The sequence below is a fragment of the Helicobacter bilis genome (genome assembly GCF_900198365.1).
In the GTDB taxonomy this organism is placed as follows: Bacteria; Campylobacterota; Campylobacteria; order Campylobacterales; family Helicobacteraceae; genus Helicobacter_A; species Helicobacter_A bilis_B.
Genome location: NZ_FZMS01000001.1, coordinates 39,230 through 57,245, shown reverse-complemented (window position 1 = coordinate 57,245; position 18,016 = coordinate 39,230). Strand labels below are relative to the sequence as shown.

The following is an 18,016-nucleotide window of genomic DNA, read 5'->3' as shown; positions in this document are numbered from 1 at the left end:
ATCTAAATCTGAACAGCCGTTTTTGGCCAAAAATTACCAGATTTTAATCATTCTTCTTCTACATCCACCTTAGCACAAGAGTCTTTTACACCAAGTTTGCAAGCCATTTGGTAATAGTCTTGTGCGTCTATGTCATTTTGTAATGCCGAGTAGAGAGTAGCCATCATTTCACATGCTTTAGCATCTTTTTTGAAGCATAGATTCCGCAATGGTTCGCGGTATTTTGAGAGAAAATTCTGCACTGCAACTTCTGGGCTATAACAAGTCCAGCAAATATTATCATAAGCATTTTGGATTGTAGCAGGCACACAAAATGCTAACTTTACCATAAGAAACGCACTCACAAAAAATACAAAACCTACATGTTTCATAACCGCTCCTATTAAAAGATTTTGTAGATTCTAGCAAGTTTTGCATGATTTGGTGTCGTGTTTATGTGAATTTTGCATAAAATCATCATGCCATCGCTTCATAAGTAAAAAGCACATAATAAGCACAACGCCAAGAAATACACCAAAAAGATATACAAGTGGATAGAATGCCCTAAACCACACTAGCACAACACAACACACAATCATGCCAATGAATACAAAGATTCTAGGGAGTGAAAAGCTAAGCTCAAAGCCTAAACTCGCCTTTGATAAATCAAGAAGTTTTAATCTCTCTTTGCTTTTTTCTTTTTTGCTTTGCTTTGCGGTGGGATTAGATTCTGTATTTTCTGTTGTTTGGGTATTTGGGGGGATTGAAGAATCTTTATTTATGGAATCTTTGCTTAGTTTAGATTCTATATTTTTCATATTAGATATTTCGCTTCGCTCAATATGACAAGGTTTAGAATCTAGATTTTGTTTATCTTGTGTTTTAAGCTCTGCACTCTGCTTATAAGGAATAGAATCTAGATTCTGTTTTAAAGATTTGCTAGATATTTCCCTTTCGCTTTGGTTAATATGACAATTATTAAATTCTAAATTCTGTGCTGTATGGGTTGGGGTGTTTTGTGTAGATTCTAAATTCTCATTATCTTGCACCCCTACGCCCTGCACCCGCCCAAATGGTTGAGATTCTAAAATCTTGCTATTTTGCGCCCTAAACCCCACAGCCCACTCGTTTGGATAAGATTCTGCGTTATGCTTAGAATCTTGTGAGATAACTTTTTGTGTAATATCTTGCATTTCATCATCGTATTTGCTTGCGTATTTGAGTAGTTTTTCTTCTGTGTCGGCTTCTTGTATCTTTTGTGTAATCTTTGTGCGGATAGACTGAAATGTTACTATCATAAGTAGTATATAAGATAAGCAGCCACAAAGAAGTGAGAATATCCACTCACTACGCATAATACACACACTTACAATACCAAGCATAACGCTACTAAAAAGCAGAATAACGACTATCTTTTGTCGCAAAGATAATGCGTTCAAAATATATGATGATAATGACATATAAATCCTTGCAAACTTATCCGCACACTTTCAAAATAGCTTTTAGAATCCGCATTACACATAGGAATACAAAGATTAGAATCTAGTCCCCATAGTAAATTCAAAAAAGCTAGGATAGTTTGTAAGATAGCCACCACTTGCACGAATGTCATTTGCTGTGCCATAGCTAAAGATTTTGCTAGGTCCTATACCCATAGGGTCTGTTGGTCCATACCATAGCATAGGGATTACTATTACAATGGGTCCCATAGGCGATACCCATTCGACTGCGACACCTGCTGCACCCCTTGCTAATATACTTGAGTTACCATAAATTGTGCCATATTGCTTAAAGTTTGCCGCACCATTTGCACCATGATAGGTCAAGATCCCATAATCTGCATATAAGGCTACACGCATTTTTGCACTAGGGATTAAGCCATAGCTAAGCTCTACTGAATTTGTAAAGATTCCATCGCCACCTACGCGTAAGCCATCGCTATCTAGCGGTGTAATAGAATAGCTTGAATATCCCCTGATTGTGCCTACACCACCCATATAGAAAGTATCATTAAGTGGTAAGAAGTGGTTTGGATTATAGCGGAAGAGATAGCCACCTTGTGCCTTATATCGTGCGATTAAATCGATTTTAGTCCATTTGCTAATATCAAAATAGAATCCAGTCTTCGCATATAGCTTTGTATAATACACATCACCACCAATACCTGCGATATTTAAAGAAAGCGTTGTAGAGTTACCATTTTTAGGAAAATAGTAGTCATCTGTGTTATCAAATACAAGGCTTGGGGTAATAGAGCTTTTAATTGGAGCATTATCCCAACCAGAATAGCTTCTATCCCATAAGCCTTGATTTCCAGAATCATAATACTTTTGATACTGCGGTTGGGCTTGTCCTGTGTAGAGATTGTAGAATCCAAAGGTATCTGTTTTATTGATATCATAGCCTACATTAAGCCTTAAAGTAGGAAGTAATAATCGCCCAACAGTGAAGCCACCACCTACGCTTTGCTGCGTATAAACATAGTTAAGGTAGCGACTATAATAGAGATTCATAGATAAACTCCATTTAGAATCTAGGATTCTAGGGTTTGTAAGGCTTAGATTAAAGGCTTGTTGTGTAGCGGTAAAAAAGCTAGTGCTTGCATTATAAAAAGAGAGATCGCCCCCAAAGCTTACATTCGCATATAAACTTGCCCCAAAGCCACTGCCAAAGAGATTGCGCTCATTTACACTCGCATTGACCATAAGTCCATAAAAGCTACCATAACCGATACCAAAGGTAAGCTCCCCTGTCCTACCCTCTGTAACATTTACGACTAAATCCATAGAATCTTCGCTAATACGCCTTTCATCAATGCGGACATTTTCAAAATAGCCAATACGCTTTAATGCAATCTCACTGCTTTGAATCTTGCCTAAAGAGTAGATATCACCCGGTGCGATGAGGATTTCACGGCGTATGATTCTATCACCTGTTCGTGTGTTACCTGTGATTAAGACATCATTAATACGCACTTTTTTACCAAAGTCAATGTGAAACACAACTTCTACTTCTTGCTTTTCTGCATTCTTTTTTAAGTCTGGATTCACTGCGACATAAGCATAACCTAAATCGGCTACTTTTAGCTTTATGCGTTGAGAATCATCTCTTACATTTTGTATATTAAAGACTTCGCCAATCTTAGTGCTTAAATCTTTTTTTAGTTCTTCTTCTGTAATCTCGCCTTCATGGTCTTTATCAATCACAAAAGAGATTCCACTGACTTTATACTGCTCTCCCTCGCTTACATTGTAGTAAAGCTGTGCTTTGTGATTTGTCATATTGACTGAAAGAAGCGGATTTGATACCTGTGCGTCTAAAAAGCCATTACGCATATAAGAATCTTGTATGCGTAATGAATCAAGCTCAATCTCACCTAGCATAAGCTTACCTGCATTAAGCCCGGGTAACCACCCCATAAAATCTCTTTGCTTATTCGCACTAAGAGATTCTAACTTTCTTTTTGGTAGCTTTGTAGCACCCTCATAATAGCTTTTTTCAATGATGATTGTATCCCCACGATTAACATTTAAGGTAATTGCTACTGCTCTGCCCTCACTAAGCTCTACTACGCTAGGCTCAATCACACTGCCATAATAGCCCTTATATTCTAACATTTGTTTGAGTGTTTCAAGGGCTTTATCTAGCTTTATATCATCATAGGTATCGCCCTTTTTGATTCCAATCTGCCCATAAATTGTCTCTTTTTCACTCTGTGTGCCATAGCCTTTTAGCTCAATGCTTGCAATAGCTGGTTTCTCTTTTACAAAAAATTGCAAGATTCCATTATCAAAAGTCGCATAAATATCATTAAAGTAGCCTTGCTTATAAAGGGCTAGGATAGCAGCATCTACCTTGCCATAGTCAAGCTTTTCACCTGATTTTATATTGATTATATCTTTTGCTAGAGATTCTGACATATAAGTAATATTATTCACTTTTACAGATTGTATAACTTCTGCAAAAGATAGACTAAACATACAAAAAAGAAGCAATAAAAGACGCATAATGTTCCCAATATTTTCAAAAAAAGATTCAATAACTTACAAAAAAGCTAAAATTATAGCGGATTAAAAACAATATTAAAGCCTACTTTTGTAGAGTCGCAATGAATTTAGCACAACACATAATGAACTCAAACTCATAAATGCCGCCGCAAATAATGGAATCACAAAGCCAAAAAATGCAAGCGGAATAGCAAGGGCATTATACACTAAGCTCATAAGTAGGTTGCCTTTTATAATACGCAGGGTTTTATGTGCGATTTTAAAGGCTTTTGAAAGGCTTTTTAGACTATCATCAAGGATAATCACATCGCTATATTGTAGGGCAATCTCGCTACCACTCCCCATGGCAATGCCAACTTGTGCATATTTTAGTGCAAGTGAATCATTTAATCCATCGCCAATCATAACGACATTATGCCCCTTTGCTATTAAATCTTTCACAAACTCTGCCTTTTGCAAGGGCGTTTTTGAATGTTTATAGTCTTTGATATGCAACTCTTGTGCGACTTTTTTTACAACACTTTCTCTATCGCCACTAAGAATGCTTACTTTCTTTTTATGACTATGCAGAAGTGAGATAAGCTCTTTTGCTCCATCTTTTATAGAATCTTTTAAACCAAATCTATACGCAAGAGTGTAGCTTTTTTCATTCTCTAATTTATATGCAATGAAGCATTCTGTTATATCATCGTCTGTGTTTGTCTTATTTGAATCTATATCATTATATAGACTAACTCCCATTTTTTCCATATATGCCCTGCTACCGCCTATAATATGTGTATTGTCACAATAAGATTCAAATCCACTCCCTGCAATAAGTGAAAAGTCTTTAAAATTATATGTATTTGCTAAATCTTTTAATGAATCTAATTCTGTATTATCCTTATATAAAGATTGTAATATAGCTTTTGCGATTGTGTGGTTGTTGTGTTTGAGTAAAGCATATAGAAATCCTTTTTCTTTCTGCTTTACCTGCGTTGTCTCTTTACTAAAGAAACTGCAGATTTGCCTTGTTTTGGTGCTTTTTGTAGATTCTATATCTTTTATGGAATCTTTGTTTATAGGCTCTATGCTTTGTTTAGATTCTATATTTTCCATATTAGATATTTCGCTACGCTCAATATGACAAGAGTGAGAATCTAGGTTTATTTCCCCTTCGCTTTGCTCAAGGTCAATATGACAATTTTTAGAATCTAAGTTTTGATTTATCTCGCTTTGTTTAATATGATAATCTTTAGAATCTAAAGCAGAACCCCCAAGCAATTCCATAAAGCCATTATATTGAGTCATACTCACTACACTCATATTTCCCTGTGTTAATGTGCCTGTTTTATCAAAGATTATAGAATCTGCTTTTGCTAGAGATTCTAAAAAGTCAGCCTTTGTGTAGATAATGTGATTTTTAAAGCCTACATTTAAGCTCACTACACTAGCAATGGGCGTAGCAAGCGCTAACGCACAAGGACAAGCAATCACAATCACAGATACCGCAATAAGCAAAGCATACTCAAAGCCATGCTGTGTGAAAAAATAGTAATAGCAAAAGCTAAGTAAAGCAATACTTAAAACAATGCGACTAAACTTCCCAGCGATTTTAAAAGCAGTTGTTGCGATTTGTGGTGTGCTAAACTCACTCTCTTTTAAAAGCCTTGCCAACTTACTCATGCTAGAATCTTCAAAGCTTTTTTGTGCCTTGTAGATAAGCGGCTTATCAAGGGCTATTGCTCCTGCCATAATCTCTTCATTCACTTCTTTTGTGATAGCTACACTCTCACCGCTAATATTAGCATAATCTAAATGTGCGTTTGGACTAAGCAAAACTCCATCAACACAAAGCATTTCTCCAGCTAACACAAGCAAGGTATCCCCAGCCTTTATATCATATACTGATACTATTTCGCCACTCTCTCTTCTTGCCTCAAGCGGTAGTATCGCATTTAATTTACAGAGATTATCATTTGCCCTTTTTTGACTTAAAGATTCTAAAAATTTCGCACTTAGCACAAATAAAATAATCATACACACAGATTCAAAATAAGTATGCCCACTCCCACTAAGCCACGCATAAATCGAGTAGCAATACACAAGGGTCGTGCCAGTTATAACAAGCATTTCCATACCTATCACGCCATTTTTTAGCCCCCTATATGCTTGTTTATAAAAATCACTCGCACAAAAGAAAAGCACAGGTGTAGCAAGGATAAAACTCGCAAGATTTAAAATATTACTTGATATAGAATCTATCCCAGAAAAAAAGCCACTATACTGCCCTACATTTACCCACATAACATTCATCGCACAAAATATCGCTACCGCTAGTTTAATGTAGTATTCCCTATTTCTCACATTATCATTTTGCTCCCTATCTTGCGGGTCATAAACGATAGCTTTATAGCCTATTTTTGCAATCTCATCATAGATTTGCTGAAAGTTTGTCTCACTTGGATCAAAAAGTATTTTTGCCTTATGTGTAGTGTAGTTTATCTTTAGTTCTTTTATACCTTTAATCTTTGCTAAAATCTGCTCATTTAGCCATACACATGCCGCACACACAACGCCTTCTATGATAAAATGCACTTCCTTTAAACCATTAGAATCTTTAAGATATTTTTGTGTGAAATTTATAGAGTTAAAGTTTGTAGCCACTTTAGAATCTTGTAGCTTCTTTGTTTGCAGAGTATTATCGCCTAGCTTTGTATAAAAAGATTCTAAATTGCATGATTTTAAAAGCGAATAGGCAAGCTCACAGCCATTACAGCAAAAATATAAAGTCTTTTTAGATTCTGTATCTTTTACTTCTTTTAATGCGTCTTTATTATATACTTGCTTACAATGAGAGCATGGAATCTGCATATTCTGCCTTTATCTTTAATAAATGAATTTTACAATAAAAATTTTAGTATTGTTTTACTTGCTTATTGCCTTGTGTGTTTATTGATTTTGCTTGATTGCTTTTTACTATCATAGTATGTTTGGTTTAGATTTTGGAAAGAAGAGTTTAATTTTGGGAAAATATTTATAAAAATTCATAGTTTTGTGATAGAATAGCGAAAAATTTTTTTCATTTATAAGGAATACAATGGCAACAGTAATTAGATTAACACGAATGGGTCGTAAGAAAAAACCATTTTATAGAATAGTAGTTACAGATTCAAGAAAAAGACGAGATGGTGGTTGGATTGAATCTATTGGTTTTTATAACCCTGTGGCTAATCCAGCAGTTGTAAAGCTAGATAGAGAGCGACTAGAATATTGGAAAAGTGTCGGTGCGAAAATGAGTGAAAGAGTTGCGATTTTAAGCAAATAATTACATGGCAGTAAGTAGTATGCAAAAGTTTTCTGTGCAAGACTTCTTAGAAAAATATGTTAAGAAAATTGTAAAATATCCAGATGATGTGGCAATTACCACGAGTGCAGGAAAACATTCTGACTATATGATTTGCATTCAAGTTGCAAACGAAGATATAGGTAAGATAATAGGCAAAGATGGCAAAATGGTAAGTGCTTTGAAGAATGTCGTTTCTGCATGTAAGGCAAAGGATAATGTCTCATACGAGCTTGTAGTCGTAGCCCATGATAGCACAAATCCATGCGATAATGCAAAGTCGCAATAACTTTGGATTCTAATGCCCCTTAATCATGCAAAATACATAGAATCTTTACCGCACTTCACACCATCGAATATGGTTCTTGTCGGCAAGTTTGGTAGAAGTGTAGGGTTAAAAGGCGGTGTTCGTGCTACGATACTAACAGATTTTCCCGAGATTTTAGCTAGTGGCAATGTATTTTATGTGGAATACATAGATAAGCTTTCATCTATTCTATCTGATCCTAATAAGCTAGATTCTAACAACACAAGCAAAACACAGAATAAGGCTAGTTTAATAGCTACAAAACATAACCCCACACAAGAGAGTACAAGGGCATATTTACCCCTAATACTCAAAACTTTTCATTCCACAAAAAAGGTTATGGAATTTAAAGAAATTATAAGAAAAGAAGAAGCAGAACTTTTATGCAATATGCTTTTTTATAGCACGCTTGATGATACAAGAGAGCTATGCGTGCTAGAAAAAGATGAGTTTTTCTACTTTGATATTATCGGCATGTGCGTAGTAGAAGATGGCATAAATCTTGGCATTGTAAAAGACATACAAGAGATAGCAAATACACATTATCTCGTGCTTGATAAGCATTTTTTGATACCTTATATTGACCGCTATGTGCTTTCAGTTGATTTAGAAAATAGACAAATAATCACAAAAGACGCACGCTTTTTACGCATGGCTTGAATTTTAATTTGAAAAATGTTTGGAAGTGTTATGCTTGTGTGGATAAAACAGCCGTACGACTTAAAATGTCTTTTTTTGCAAGTAAAGTTAAGTTCAGATATACTGAAGACAAAATCAAGGATTAGCTACACATATTGCTTTTAAATGGTTAATTGCACTTTCGAAGTAGGGATATTTATTACTCTCTTCTAAATCTTTACTTGTTAGGGCTTTGTCACTAGAGCATTTTCCACTTATAAACTTATTATTCTCGGCTTTAATTAAGGCTAGTAGTTTTCCATCTTTTGTGTAGAGTTTTATATCCCCATGCAATATATCATTTAAAACTGATGCTTCTAACGCCAAGTTTCCATTTTCATAATGATACCATTTTTCTATACCTTCTCTTTCGTTGTTTTTATATGGCACTTCTTTCACAAGATTCCCATCTTCATCATACTCTTTTGCTATACCCTCAATTTTGCCATTTTTATATGGTGTTTCCCAACTAATATTCTCATTTTCATAATACCGCTTTTCTATACCTTCTTTTTCACCATTTTTATATGGTGTTTCCACCATTAGATTCCCATTCTCATAATACTCTTTTTCTATGCCTTCTCTTTTGTCATTTTTATATGGTGTTTCAATCTCTAGATTCCCATTTTCATAATACTCTTTTGCTGTGCCTTCGAATTTATAATTTTTATATGGTATTTCAGCCCTAAGATTCCCATTCCAATAATACCATTTTTCTATACCTTCTTTTTCACCATTTTTATATGGTGTTTCAATCTTTAGATTCCCATTCTCATCATACAACTTTTCTATACCTTCTATTTTGTCATTCTTATATGGTGTTTCAAACTCTAGATTCCCATTCTCAAAATACGACTTTACCATGCCGTCCTTTTCACCATTTTTATATGGCGTTTCTGCCCAAAGATTCCCATTCCAATAATACCGCTTTTCTATACCTTCTATTTTGCCATTTTTATATGGTGTTTCCCAATAAATTTTCCCATTTGAATGATATTCTCTTGCTACACAACCGCTTATTATGTCTGCGTGATTTTCGCATTCTTTTAACATGGTTGCATCTACACTATGAAATGAAAGAAAACCTATAAACACACTTTTTAGTAACATATTTGTCCTTTTAAATAAGATAAAGATTCTGTATTTTACAAAATATTTATAAGATATAAAAACAATTTAGTATATCTATCCATAAGTCTATGTGATAGAATCTCCCAAATCTACACACATTCCAAACGCACAGGGATATTATGCTGTGTTAAAAAATGCTTTAGAGATTCTATCTCTACTTCTTTATAGTGAAAGATACTTGCAGCAAGCACGGCATCAACGCCTATTTCAAATGCCTCTAGAATATGCTCCATAGATCCCGCTCCACCACTTGCAATAAGCGGCAAATCACAACATTCCATAGCAATCTTTAGCTTTTCTATATCAAATCCAGCCTTTGTGCCATCGCTATCCATACTTGTTAATAGAATCTCACCAGCCCCCCTTTTCTCCACTTCTTGTAGCCATGTTTGCATATCTAGTCCGCTATCATGCCGCCCACCATGTGTGAAAACGCCGATACTTCCATTTTCTCTTCTTTTCACATCAATGGCGATGACAATACATTGAGACCCAAACTTCTTAGCACTTTCATTTATAAAGTCTGGATTCTTAATCGCTGAAGAGTTAAGGCTAACCTTATCACAGCCTGCATCTAAGAGATTGCTAATATCTTCTAGTGTGCTAATACCACCGCCGATAGTTAGCGGGATAAAGACTTCTTTTGCAATAGATTCTATAACCTTTAGCGTTGCTTTGCGTCCTTCAAAAGAAGCGTTAATATCTAAAAACACAAGCTCATCAGCACCACAATCATTATATCTTTTTGCTACTTCAAGTGGATCTCCCGCATCTTTTAGGGCTACAAAATTCACACCTTTTACAACTCTTCCGTCCTTAATATCAAGGCATGGAATAATCCTTTTTGCTAAATTTGTCATAATATCCCCTTTACTTAACATAGAAAAATCGTTATAATTTCACTGAAAAATAATATTAAAGTCATAAGTTTAGCTAATTATTTACAAGATAAAGTCAGTCAAAATATGAAATGAATTTAAGGCTATGCCCTTAAGATATAGCTACATACAAACAAAACAGAAAATGGGAGACATAATGCAAGATACATTAGAATCTTACATTACAGAATCTAGAATCAATGTAGATTCTAGAACTTATAAAACTAAAAGCTTAGAAAAAGCGACATTAAAACAGCATGAAAAAAGCAAAACACATTTTCATCATAAAAAGAGTTTAGGACAGCATTTTTTACATGATTCTGTAATACTTGATAGAATCTTCCAATCCATTCCCCAAGATATTGCCGCAGAGATTGATAAAAGCGTGCGATTAATCGAAGTGGGGATTGGCTTGGGCGATTTAACCAAAAGACTTTTAAGCAAATATAGACTTTTAGCGTATGAAATCGATTATGATTTAATCACACAAGCAGAGAAAAACTATCATCATGAGATAGAAACAAATAGATTGCAACTTGTGCAAGCTGATGTGCTAAAAGTGCGACATAACGATTCTTATTTGCTTAATAGTGATTACTTTTTGGTCTCAAATCTTCCCTATTATATTGCAACTGCAATTATATTGCAAGCCTTAAAGGATACGCATTGCAAGGGATTTCTTGTAATGACACAAAAAGAAGTGGCACAAAAATTTTGTGCGAAACAAAAGGATAGCACATATTGTAGCCTTAGCCTTTTAGCACAATCTTTTGGGGATATATCCTATCTTTTTTCCGTGCCAAAAGAAGCGTTTAATCCACCACCAAAAGTGGAGTCAGCAGTATTTTGCTTTAAACGCGGGAAGTGTCATTATACGCAAGATTTAGAATCTTTGCTGCATTTTGCATTCCTTGCACCGCGTAAAAAGCTCTTTTCAAATCTTATGCAATATGATAAACTGAGAGATAAGGCAATGCTAAAACATATCTTTCAAACCATGCAATTAGATGAGAATGTAAGAGCGCATGAAGTAGGCTTACAAGAATATTGCAATATGTTGCATATATATAATGCTATAAAAAAGGATAAACAATGAATGAAAATGAATACACGCAAAATAAGAGTGAAGAACAAGCAAGTGTGCCAAATGATATGTTAAACAAAGAGCAAAAAAGACGCACAAGGCAGGAACACACAGACACACAAAAAGGCGAAAGACATAACACACATGCAAGAAAGCCTCGCCCTAAAAATCCCGCACATACTCCAGAAGATTCTAACAAAAGAGAAGATTCTAATATGCGTTCTGTAAATGAGCATAAAAAGCGAAATTTTAAACCGCAATTTAAAAACGAGTATGCAAAAGATTCTAATACAGAAAATAGAAAGTGGGTAGGTGAAAATAAACATGCCATGCGACAAAAAAGAGAGAGATATGAAGAAGAAAAACATGAAGATGGCACAAGAAAGATAAAGACTACAAATGAAAAAGGGAATCTCTCTTTTCATAAAGACTTAAAAAAAGGTGTTGAAGCAAATACAAAGATTCAAAAAGGCTCTCTCAATCCGCATCATAAACTAAACCTCAACACAAACGCAAAAGTGCGTATCACACCACTTGGTGGGCTTGGCGAAATCGGTGGCAATATGACTATTATTGAGACTGAAAAGAGTGCGATTGTCATTGATATTGGCATGAGTTTTCCAGATGAGAGTATGCCCGGTGTTGATATCTTGATACCAGATTTTCACTATATTCAAAGTATTAAAAATAAGATTGTAGCCGTTGTGATTACACACGCACATGAAGACCATATTGGTGCAGTGCCTTACTTTTACAAGCAGTTTCAGTTTCCACTCTATGGTACACCGCTTGCATTAGGGCTTGTTGGCAATAAGTTTGAAGAGCACGGCTTGAAGCAATATAAATCATTATTTCACATTGTAGAGAAAAGAAGCCCAGTTAGAATTGGCGACTTTGAGATTGAGTGGATTCATATTACACATAGCATTATTGATAGTTCTGCCCTTGCTATCCGCACAGAAGCAGGGGTTATTATGCACACAGGTGATTTTAAGATAGACCATACCCCTATTGATAATCTCCCCACAGATTTACACAGATTAGCACATTATGGCGAAGAGGGGGTAATGCTGCTTTTAAGTGATTCTACAAATTCTCATAAAAGCGGTGTAACTCCAAGTGAAGCAAGTGTGGGACCAACTTTTGATAATCTCTTTAAAAACGCCACAGGCAGAGTGATTATGAGCACTTTTAGCTCAAATATACACAGAGTGTATCAGGCTATCTCGTATGGATTGAAATATAATCGCAAAGTCGCAGTTATAGGGCGTTCAATGGAAAAAAACCTTGATATTGCAAGAGAGTTAGGTTATATTGATTTACCAAGCAATGTATTTATTGAAGCACATGAAGTATTGCAATATCCAGATGAAGAAGTGCTAATCGTAACGACAGGCAGTCAGGGCGAAACAATGAGTGCATTATATCGCATGGCAACTGATGAGCACAGACATATTAAAATCAAGCCAACAGACATGGTAATACTATCTGCAAAGGCAATTCCGGGAAATGAGGGCAGTGTATCCGCAGTCATTAATCTCATTATGAAAGCAGGGGCAAAAGTCGCCTATCAAGATTTCAGCGAAATCCATGTAAGCGGACATGCCGCCCAAGAAGAACAAAAGCTCATGCTAAGATTAATTAAACCTAAGTTTTTCCTACCAGTGCATGGCGAATATAACCATATCGCAAAGCACAAGCAAACCGCTATTGCTTGTGGTGTGCTAGAAAAAAATATCTATCTTATGGAAGATGGCGATCAAATCGAAGTCAATCCAAACTACATGCGTAAAGTAAAATCCGTGCGGACAGGTAAAAGCTTTGTGGATAATCAAGCAAATAGACGGATTGAAAATGATGTGATAAATGAACGAAATCTCCTTGCAAATGATGGAATCTTTATTCTAACCTTGCGTATGGATATGCAAAAAAGAAAGATTCTAGAAAACAGAATCAATGTCTTTGGAATCTTAGGACAGAAAGAAGAAGCAGAACTAGCAAAGTTTGTTATGGATAATATCAATATGCACTTTAGCAATGCAAAGCCAACTATTTTTAAAGATGCAAAAAGTTTAGAGAATGACTTGTTTAGCGTATTAAGAAAGCTACTTTTCAAACGCTTTAAAAAATATCCAGCCATTTTAGTAAATGTCTTAATCGATGGCGAAGTGCGACAAAAAATGACACAAAATGCCCCACATAAAGAACATGATATGCTAGATACACACTTAGAATCTATTGTGAGTGAGACTATTAATGAAAATGAAGGGAATCTGTAAGGGTGTAATAGTATTTATGTAGGATCAGTTTGCATGGACTTAGGTTTGCAGACAAGATAACTCTTCACGCAATCTTTTTGAAACCTACTAATCCAAATGATAAAATTTAGTCTTATTGCAATGAGATACTATAACAAACTGACATTAAGTCAATTTGCATATCAATCTGTTAGCATGGATATTTCTTAACAATAGAGATCGTTTATCAATTTAAAAACTAGCATATAAGTCCTTTATTGTTGAATATTGACTATAATCAACACTATACTTTAGTTTTACATGCCTTATCTTATTTTAAGGGTTTAGAAATGAATCATTGCAAATATGCCGCAAAGTTGCCATTAGGGTTGCTGCCATTATGTTGGCTATTTGGCATTATGCTATCATACACATGCTATGCTAATCAAACTTCACTCAAAAAGAATATACAAGCCAAAGACTACATAACGCAATCTGATTACATAACCGCACAAAACCTAGATTCTAAAAACACAAAAAATACAAGCAAAAACATAAGCATTTATGACGCATGGCAAGATGTATTGCGTAACAATCAAGGCACAAAAGCACAATATCTCAACACGCAAAATATGGAAAAACTAAATCTAGCCGCAAAACTATCATACTTGCCACAAATCGATTTAAATGCCTTGTATCTTCATCTTGGCAATAAAATCCAAATCGATCTCATTCATGATAGAGCGCAATATAATAAGGTGTTGCAAGATGCACAGAATCTAGCAGGACAAGGTGGTCAAATGGGCGGACAGCTTGTCTCACTTTTGCAATTCTATGGCACGCCCATCACTCTTTTAGAGCAAGATGTTGTCGTTGGTGCATTAAATATTTTATATCCGCTCTATACCGGTGGTGCTAGATATTATGGCAATAAACTTGCTAAAGTCGCCCTAAAAGATTCCTATCAGGCGTTAAGACTTAAGGAATTAGCCACTTTTGAAGAGTTAGTAACAATTTATTATAGCGTTGTGCTTGCAAAAGAGACTCTAAACGCATTGCAATCCACAGAAGAAAGCACACTCAAACATTATGAAAATTCAAAAAAACTTCACAGACTAGGGCAAATCGCAGACATTGAGCTACTCGGTGCACAAGTAGCCTATGATAAGGCTAAAAATCAAAGAAGAAGTGCAGAAAATGCCCTTGATATAGCAAAATTTACACTTGATAGCATTTTACAAACAACAGATTCTAATCCAACTTCACTTCTAGCCATAAATCCAAACTTAGAGTTAAAATCATTTGAATACTACAAAGAAGCGACACTTAAAACCTATCCCGCCTTACAAATCGCACATAATAAAATCACTATGGCAGATTACACAAAGCGATTAGAACTTGGTAGATTCACTCCAAAAATCGGTGCTTTTGCATCTTTTATGGTAACTGATAATAGGTCAAAAATGGAGCAAATGATGCCAAATTGGTATGCAGGGGTTGCAGCTAGATGGACGCTACTTAGCCCACAAGGCAGACTGCAAAAATATCAAGGTGCAAAGATTATGCAAATGCAAGCAAGCGCACTTGAGATAGAAGCTGTGCAGAAAATGGAGCTACTTGTAAAAACAACTTATAAGCAAATAAAGCTATATAAAGAGAGTTATGAAGCCCTTGATTCTAGCATTGCCCTTGCAAAAGAGAACTTGCGATTAAAAGAGAGGGCATTCTCTCAAGGGCTTGTTACAAATGATTCTGTAGTAGATGCAAGGAATGCGCTAGATTCTGTCATAGTCGAGCAAAAGGGTGTAGCCTATAAAATGATTGTTGCATTTGCGAAGTTACAAGCATTAAGTGGCGATCTTGACACATTTTTTGCAATACAAAAATAGGGAGAAAATATGCTACAAGAGATTCTAAAAGATAAGAAAAAGTTAGCTTCTGTTGTGTTTATTGTCGTTGCGTTTGCACTCATTATAATATGGCTTGTTGGCACATTTTATCGTGCTTATCTTCCTAAAAAGCAGATCTTTCAAGGGCAAATAAGTGCAAAAGAATATAGTGTTAGCTCAAAACTTGCAGGACGCATTGATGAGATTTTAGTGCATAAAGGCGATGTAGTAAAAAAAGGTGATGTAGTCTTTACGATTAAAAGCCCAGAATTAGAAGCAAAACTCACACAAGCCCAAGCAGGATATGAAGCAGCAAAGGCATTAAATGAAGAAGTGCATAGTGGAACGCGTAATGAAACCATAGAATCCGCAAAAGATGTATGGCAAGCAGCAAGTGCGCAAGCAAAACTAGCAGAAAAAACCTATAAGAGAATCCAGCAGCTATACAATGAAGGTGTGATGAGTTTGCAAAGGCGAGATGAAGCATTTGCAGCCTATCAAAGTGCAAAATATAATGAAAGCACAACATATCAACAATATAAACTTGCCTTAAGTGGCACAAGAGATGAAGCAAAAAAGGCAGCCCTAGAGAAAGAAAAAGCAGCATTAGGGCAGGTCCAAGAGGTAGAAGCCTATGTAAAAGACATTGAGGCGTTTGCACCAGCAGATGGTGAAGTGAGTAATATTTTAGTGCATAGTGGAGAGTTAGCCCCGAGTGGTTTTCCTGTTGTTATGCTGCTTGATTTAAATGATTCTTGGTTGCGTTTAAGTGTCGATGAGAATCATTTGCAAAGATTCCAGAAAGGGAATACCTTTAAGGGTTTTATACCCGCATTAAATAAAGAAGTGGAATTTCGCGTTACCTATATCGCTGCAATGGGCGATTTTGCCACATGGAAAGCAACAGCTAGCACACAAAACTATGATATGAAAACTTTTGAGATAGAAGCCCGCCCAACACAAAAAGTAGAAGGCTTACGCGTAGGCATGAGTGTGCTTGTGGATAGTGAATAAAGTCTAAGATAAGATTTGTTGTGCTTTATCACCCCTAGAATTCTATATAACTTATAAAACAAGTTTCATCTAAGTCTTTATGAGTTACTACATAGCATGTATTTGATGGTGAGATTTTCTTGTGGCTTAATTTTCAATATGGTGTCATGACAACTATATAGCCATATTACATAGATTACCTATTGCAAAATAACATTATATAACTTACCTTCTACATAAATGTTAGATTATAATTTTCCTCTTAGTTTTTTAGACAACCTATTTAATCGTCTAAAAAATGTTTTATTTAACTTCTTATTTAATCTCTCGATCTCTAGCTGACAATCGCTCATGTATCCATAAATGAAAGGATGGACCAAGTGCATCGGCTTTGGCGTGATTTTATAGCCTAATGCCTCAAAGATTTCTGCTTTACCCTTATGAACATACAACATTATGTTCTGTCTATACCAATGTGCAATTTTTGTATTTTCCCACACCTTTGGACGCACAATATCGAAACATACATAGTCATATTTTTTAAAAATGTCTGCCCAATAGGCTGGTGGTTGCTCATTGACATGATGTGTGCCACCTTGATGGGGAATTGCTGCGGAAAAAAGAATAATATCAGATAGGGAAGTTAGAGTACGAACAAAATTTTCTGCATATTCTGCGTATAAATGCTCGGCAACCTCTAAGGATTGTGCGATACTAAAGGGTTTGCCCCCCCCCCCATTGCCTCATCAAGCGTATCGCTATTTGTGTCATTTGTATTTTGCGTATTAGTTTTAATATCTGCATTTTTACAATGCTCTAAAACCTCGCTTACTATCACATTAGAATCTGCAGTCAAATCTATCCTATGAAAAAAATTGTATGGAATGAAAAAGCGTTCGCTCTCCACACTATTGCCATCAATACCACAAATGCTAATATTGCCATATTTTTCCTGCCATGCCCTAAGCCATGTGCCAACACCACAACCAACATCAATGACACTCGTTACACCATCGCTTAAGTTCGGCAATAATTCTGCAATACAATCAAGTGTTGCTTTTGCAGATTTGTAACTCTCATTTCCTTGATCGCTATACCACTCTGCATCATAGGTTGCCATCATCTCGACACTACTCATTTTGTTATTCATATTCTTTTCCCCTAATAAGTACGCGTTATGCTGCTTGGCCAAGCTTTTTTACTGCACTATTTAGTCGACTTACTTTTCGTGCAGCTGTGTTTTTCTTTAAGATTCCCTTGCTTACAAACTTGTGGATCTCTTTGTTTGCGATTTTGAAAGCTTCATTTGCTTTGTCAAGGTCTTTGCTTACTACTGCTTCACGCACTGCTTTTGTGATGTTTTTAAGTCGTGTGCGATAATATCTATTGCGTTCTGTCCTTTTCTCTGTTTGACGAATGCGTTTTTCTGCTGACTTATGATTTGCCATGTTTTTCCTTTTCAATAAAATAACAAAAATTAAAAGCCTTAATTTTAACATAAAATCTTT

15 protein-coding genes are annotated in these 18,016 nt (G+C 35.6%); 7 read left to right on the top strand and 8 right to left on the bottom strand.

The window, feature by feature from the left end; translation table 11 throughout:
* Positions 1-47 precede the first annotated feature (47 nt).
* From C6H08_RS00330 to C6H08_RS00315, 4 genes are all read right to left on the bottom strand, one after another.
* Entirely contained in the window at positions 48-371 is a 324-nt protein-coding gene (locus tag C6H08_RS00330) for a hypothetical protein (protein ID WP_034562972.1), read from the bottom strand.
* A gap of 30 nt (positions 372-401) precedes the next feature.
* The gene (locus C6H08_RS00325; protein WP_034562974.1) at positions 402-1,439 is read right to left on the bottom strand and encodes a hypothetical protein; all 1,038 of its coding nucleotides are present in this window, start codon (positions 1,437-1,439) and stop codon (positions 402-404) included.
* A 75-nt stretch (positions 1,440-1,514) separates the two neighbouring features.
* Positions 1,515-3,986, bottom strand: a complete 2,472-nt coding sequence (bamA, locus tag C6H08_RS00320) for an outer membrane protein assembly factor BamA (protein ID WP_034562976.1) — start codon at positions 3,984-3,986, stop codon at positions 1,515-1,517.
* A 75-nt stretch (positions 3,987-4,061) separates the two neighbouring features.
* The gene (locus C6H08_RS00315) at positions 4,062-6,839 is read right to left on the bottom strand and encodes a heavy metal translocating P-type ATPase (RefSeq protein WP_034580131.1); all 2,778 of its coding nucleotides are present in this window, start codon (positions 6,837-6,839) and stop codon (positions 4,062-4,064) included.
* 226 nt (positions 6,840-7,065) lie between these two features.
* Here C6H08_RS00315 and rpsP point away from each other — a divergent pair, with 226 nt between their 5' ends.
* Genes rpsP through rimM form a run of 3 tightly spaced genes read left to right on the top strand, consistent with a single transcriptional unit; the run spans position 7,066 to position 8,278 of the window.
* The gene (gene rpsP / locus C6H08_RS00310; RefSeq protein ID WP_004084322.1) at positions 7,066-7,293 is read left to right on the top strand and encodes a 30S ribosomal protein S16; all 228 of its coding nucleotides are present in this window, start codon (positions 7,066-7,068) and stop codon (positions 7,291-7,293) included.
* Between the two features lie 4 nt (positions 7,294-7,297).
* Entirely contained in the window at positions 7,298-7,600 is a 303-nt protein-coding gene (locus C6H08_RS00305) for a KH domain-containing protein (protein ID WP_034562981.1), read from the top strand.
* 12 nt (positions 7,601-7,612) lie between these two features.
* Positions 7,613-8,278, top strand: coding sequence for a ribosome maturation factor RimM (gene rimM / locus C6H08_RS00300; protein WP_034580132.1), 666 nt, complete (start codon positions 7,613-7,615; stop codon positions 8,276-8,278).
* A gap of 114 nt (positions 8,279-8,392) precedes the next feature.
* Here rimM and C6H08_RS00295 read toward each other — a convergent pair whose 3' ends face one another.
* The gene (locus C6H08_RS00295; protein WP_034562985.1) at positions 8,393-9,406 is read right to left on the bottom strand and encodes a toxin-antitoxin system YwqK family antitoxin; all 1,014 of its coding nucleotides are present in this window, start codon (positions 9,404-9,406) and stop codon (positions 8,393-8,395) included.
* A gap of 110 nt (positions 9,407-9,516) precedes the next feature.
* Positions 9,517-10,287, bottom strand: coding sequence for an imidazole glycerol phosphate synthase subunit HisF (gene hisF, locus C6H08_RS00290; protein ID WP_034562987.1), 771 nt, complete (start codon positions 10,285-10,287; stop codon positions 9,517-9,519).
* A 175-nt stretch (positions 10,288-10,462) separates the two neighbouring features.
* Between hisF and rsmA the strand changes: the two genes are divergently transcribed.
* The 4 genes from rsmA to C6H08_RS00270 all read left to right on the top strand — a co-directional run bounded on the left by rsmA (position 10,463) and on the right by C6H08_RS00270 (position 16,529).
* Positions 10,463-11,401: a 16S rRNA (adenine(1518)-N(6)/adenine(1519)-N(6))-dimethyltransferase RsmA gene (gene rsmA, locus C6H08_RS00285; protein ID WP_034580633.1), complete on the top strand. Its 939-nt coding sequence runs from the start codon at positions 10,463-10,465 to the stop codon at positions 11,399-11,401.
* Complete coding sequence (locus tag C6H08_RS00280; RefSeq protein ID WP_052100029.1) at positions 11,398-13,668, top strand: ribonuclease J; 2,271 nt, start codon at positions 11,398-11,400, stop codon at positions 13,666-13,668. Before rsmA ends, C6H08_RS00280 begins: the two co-directional genes overlap by 4 nt.
* Positions 13,669-13,976: 308 nt before the next feature.
* Complete coding sequence (locus C6H08_RS00275) at positions 13,977-15,515, top strand: TolC family protein (protein ID WP_034580133.1); 1,539 nt, start codon at positions 13,977-13,979, stop codon at positions 15,513-15,515.
* A gap of 9 nt (positions 15,516-15,524) precedes the next feature.
* Positions 15,525-16,529: an HlyD family secretion protein gene (locus C6H08_RS00270; protein ID WP_034562993.1), complete on the top strand. Its 1,005-nt coding sequence runs from the start codon at positions 15,525-15,527 to the stop codon at positions 16,527-16,529.
* A 676-nt stretch (positions 16,530-17,205) separates the two neighbouring features.
* Here the strand turns inward: C6H08_RS00270 and C6H08_RS00265 are convergent.
* The gene (locus tag C6H08_RS00265; RefSeq protein WP_034580134.1) at positions 17,206-17,658 is read right to left on the bottom strand and encodes a class I SAM-dependent methyltransferase; all 453 of its coding nucleotides are present in this window, start codon (positions 17,656-17,658) and stop codon (positions 17,206-17,208) included.
* Between the two features lie 25 nt (positions 17,659-17,683).
* Positions 17,684-17,956 (bottom strand): 30S ribosomal protein S20, encoded by a 273-nt coding sequence (rpsT, locus tag C6H08_RS00260; protein ID WP_034580135.1) that lies wholly within the window; start codon positions 17,954-17,956, stop codon positions 17,684-17,686.
* Positions 17,957-18,016 lie beyond the last annotated feature (60 nt).

Bases quoted from the DNA above. Each gene is read 5' to 3' on its own strand.
- C6H08_RS00330 (WP_034562972.1), bottom strand. From the start codon at position 371: ATGAAACATGTAGGTTTTGTATTTTTTGTGAGTGCGTTTCTTATGGTA.
- C6H08_RS00325 (WP_034562974.1), bottom strand. From the start codon at position 1,439: ATGTCATTATCATCATATATTTTGAACGCATTATCTTTGCGACAAAAG.
- bamA (WP_034562976.1), bottom strand. From the start codon at position 3,986: ATGCGTCTTTTATTGCTTCTTTTTTGTATGTTTAGTCTATCTTTTGCA.
- C6H08_RS00315 (WP_034580131.1), bottom strand. From the start codon at position 6,839: ATGCAGATTCCATGCTCTCATTGTAAGCAAGTATATAATAAAGACGCA.
- rpsP (WP_004084322.1), top strand. From the start codon at position 7,066: ATGGCAACAGTAATTAGATTAACACGAATGGGTCGTAAGAAAAAACCA.
- C6H08_RS00305 (WP_034562981.1), top strand. From the start codon at position 7,298: ATGGCAGTAAGTAGTATGCAAAAGTTTTCTGTGCAAGACTTCTTAGAA.
- rimM (WP_034580132.1), top strand. From the start codon at position 7,613: ATGCCCCTTAATCATGCAAAATACATAGAATCTTTACCGCACTTCACA.
- C6H08_RS00295 (WP_034562985.1), bottom strand. From the start codon at position 9,406: ATGTTACTAAAAAGTGTGTTTATAGGTTTTCTTTCATTTCATAGTGTA.
- hisF (WP_034562987.1), bottom strand. From the start codon at position 10,287: ATGACAAATTTAGCAAAAAGGATTATTCCATGCCTTGATATTAAGGAC.
- rsmA (WP_034580633.1), top strand. From the start codon at position 10,463: ATGCAAGATACATTAGAATCTTACATTACAGAATCTAGAATCAATGTA.
- C6H08_RS00280 (WP_052100029.1), top strand. From the start codon at position 11,398: ATGAATGAAAATGAATACACGCAAAATAAGAGTGAAGAACAAGCAAGT.
- C6H08_RS00275 (WP_034580133.1), top strand. From the start codon at position 13,977: ATGAATCATTGCAAATATGCCGCAAAGTTGCCATTAGGGTTGCTGCCA.
- C6H08_RS00270 (WP_034562993.1), top strand. From the start codon at position 15,525: ATGCTACAAGAGATTCTAAAAGATAAGAAAAAGTTAGCTTCTGTTGTG.
- C6H08_RS00265 (WP_034580134.1), bottom strand. From the start codon at position 17,658: ATGAATAACAAAATGAGTAGTGTCGAGATGATGGCAACCTATGATGCA.
- rpsT (WP_034580135.1), bottom strand. From the start codon at position 17,956: ATGGCAAATCATAAGTCAGCAGAAAAACGCATTCGTCAAACAGAGAAA.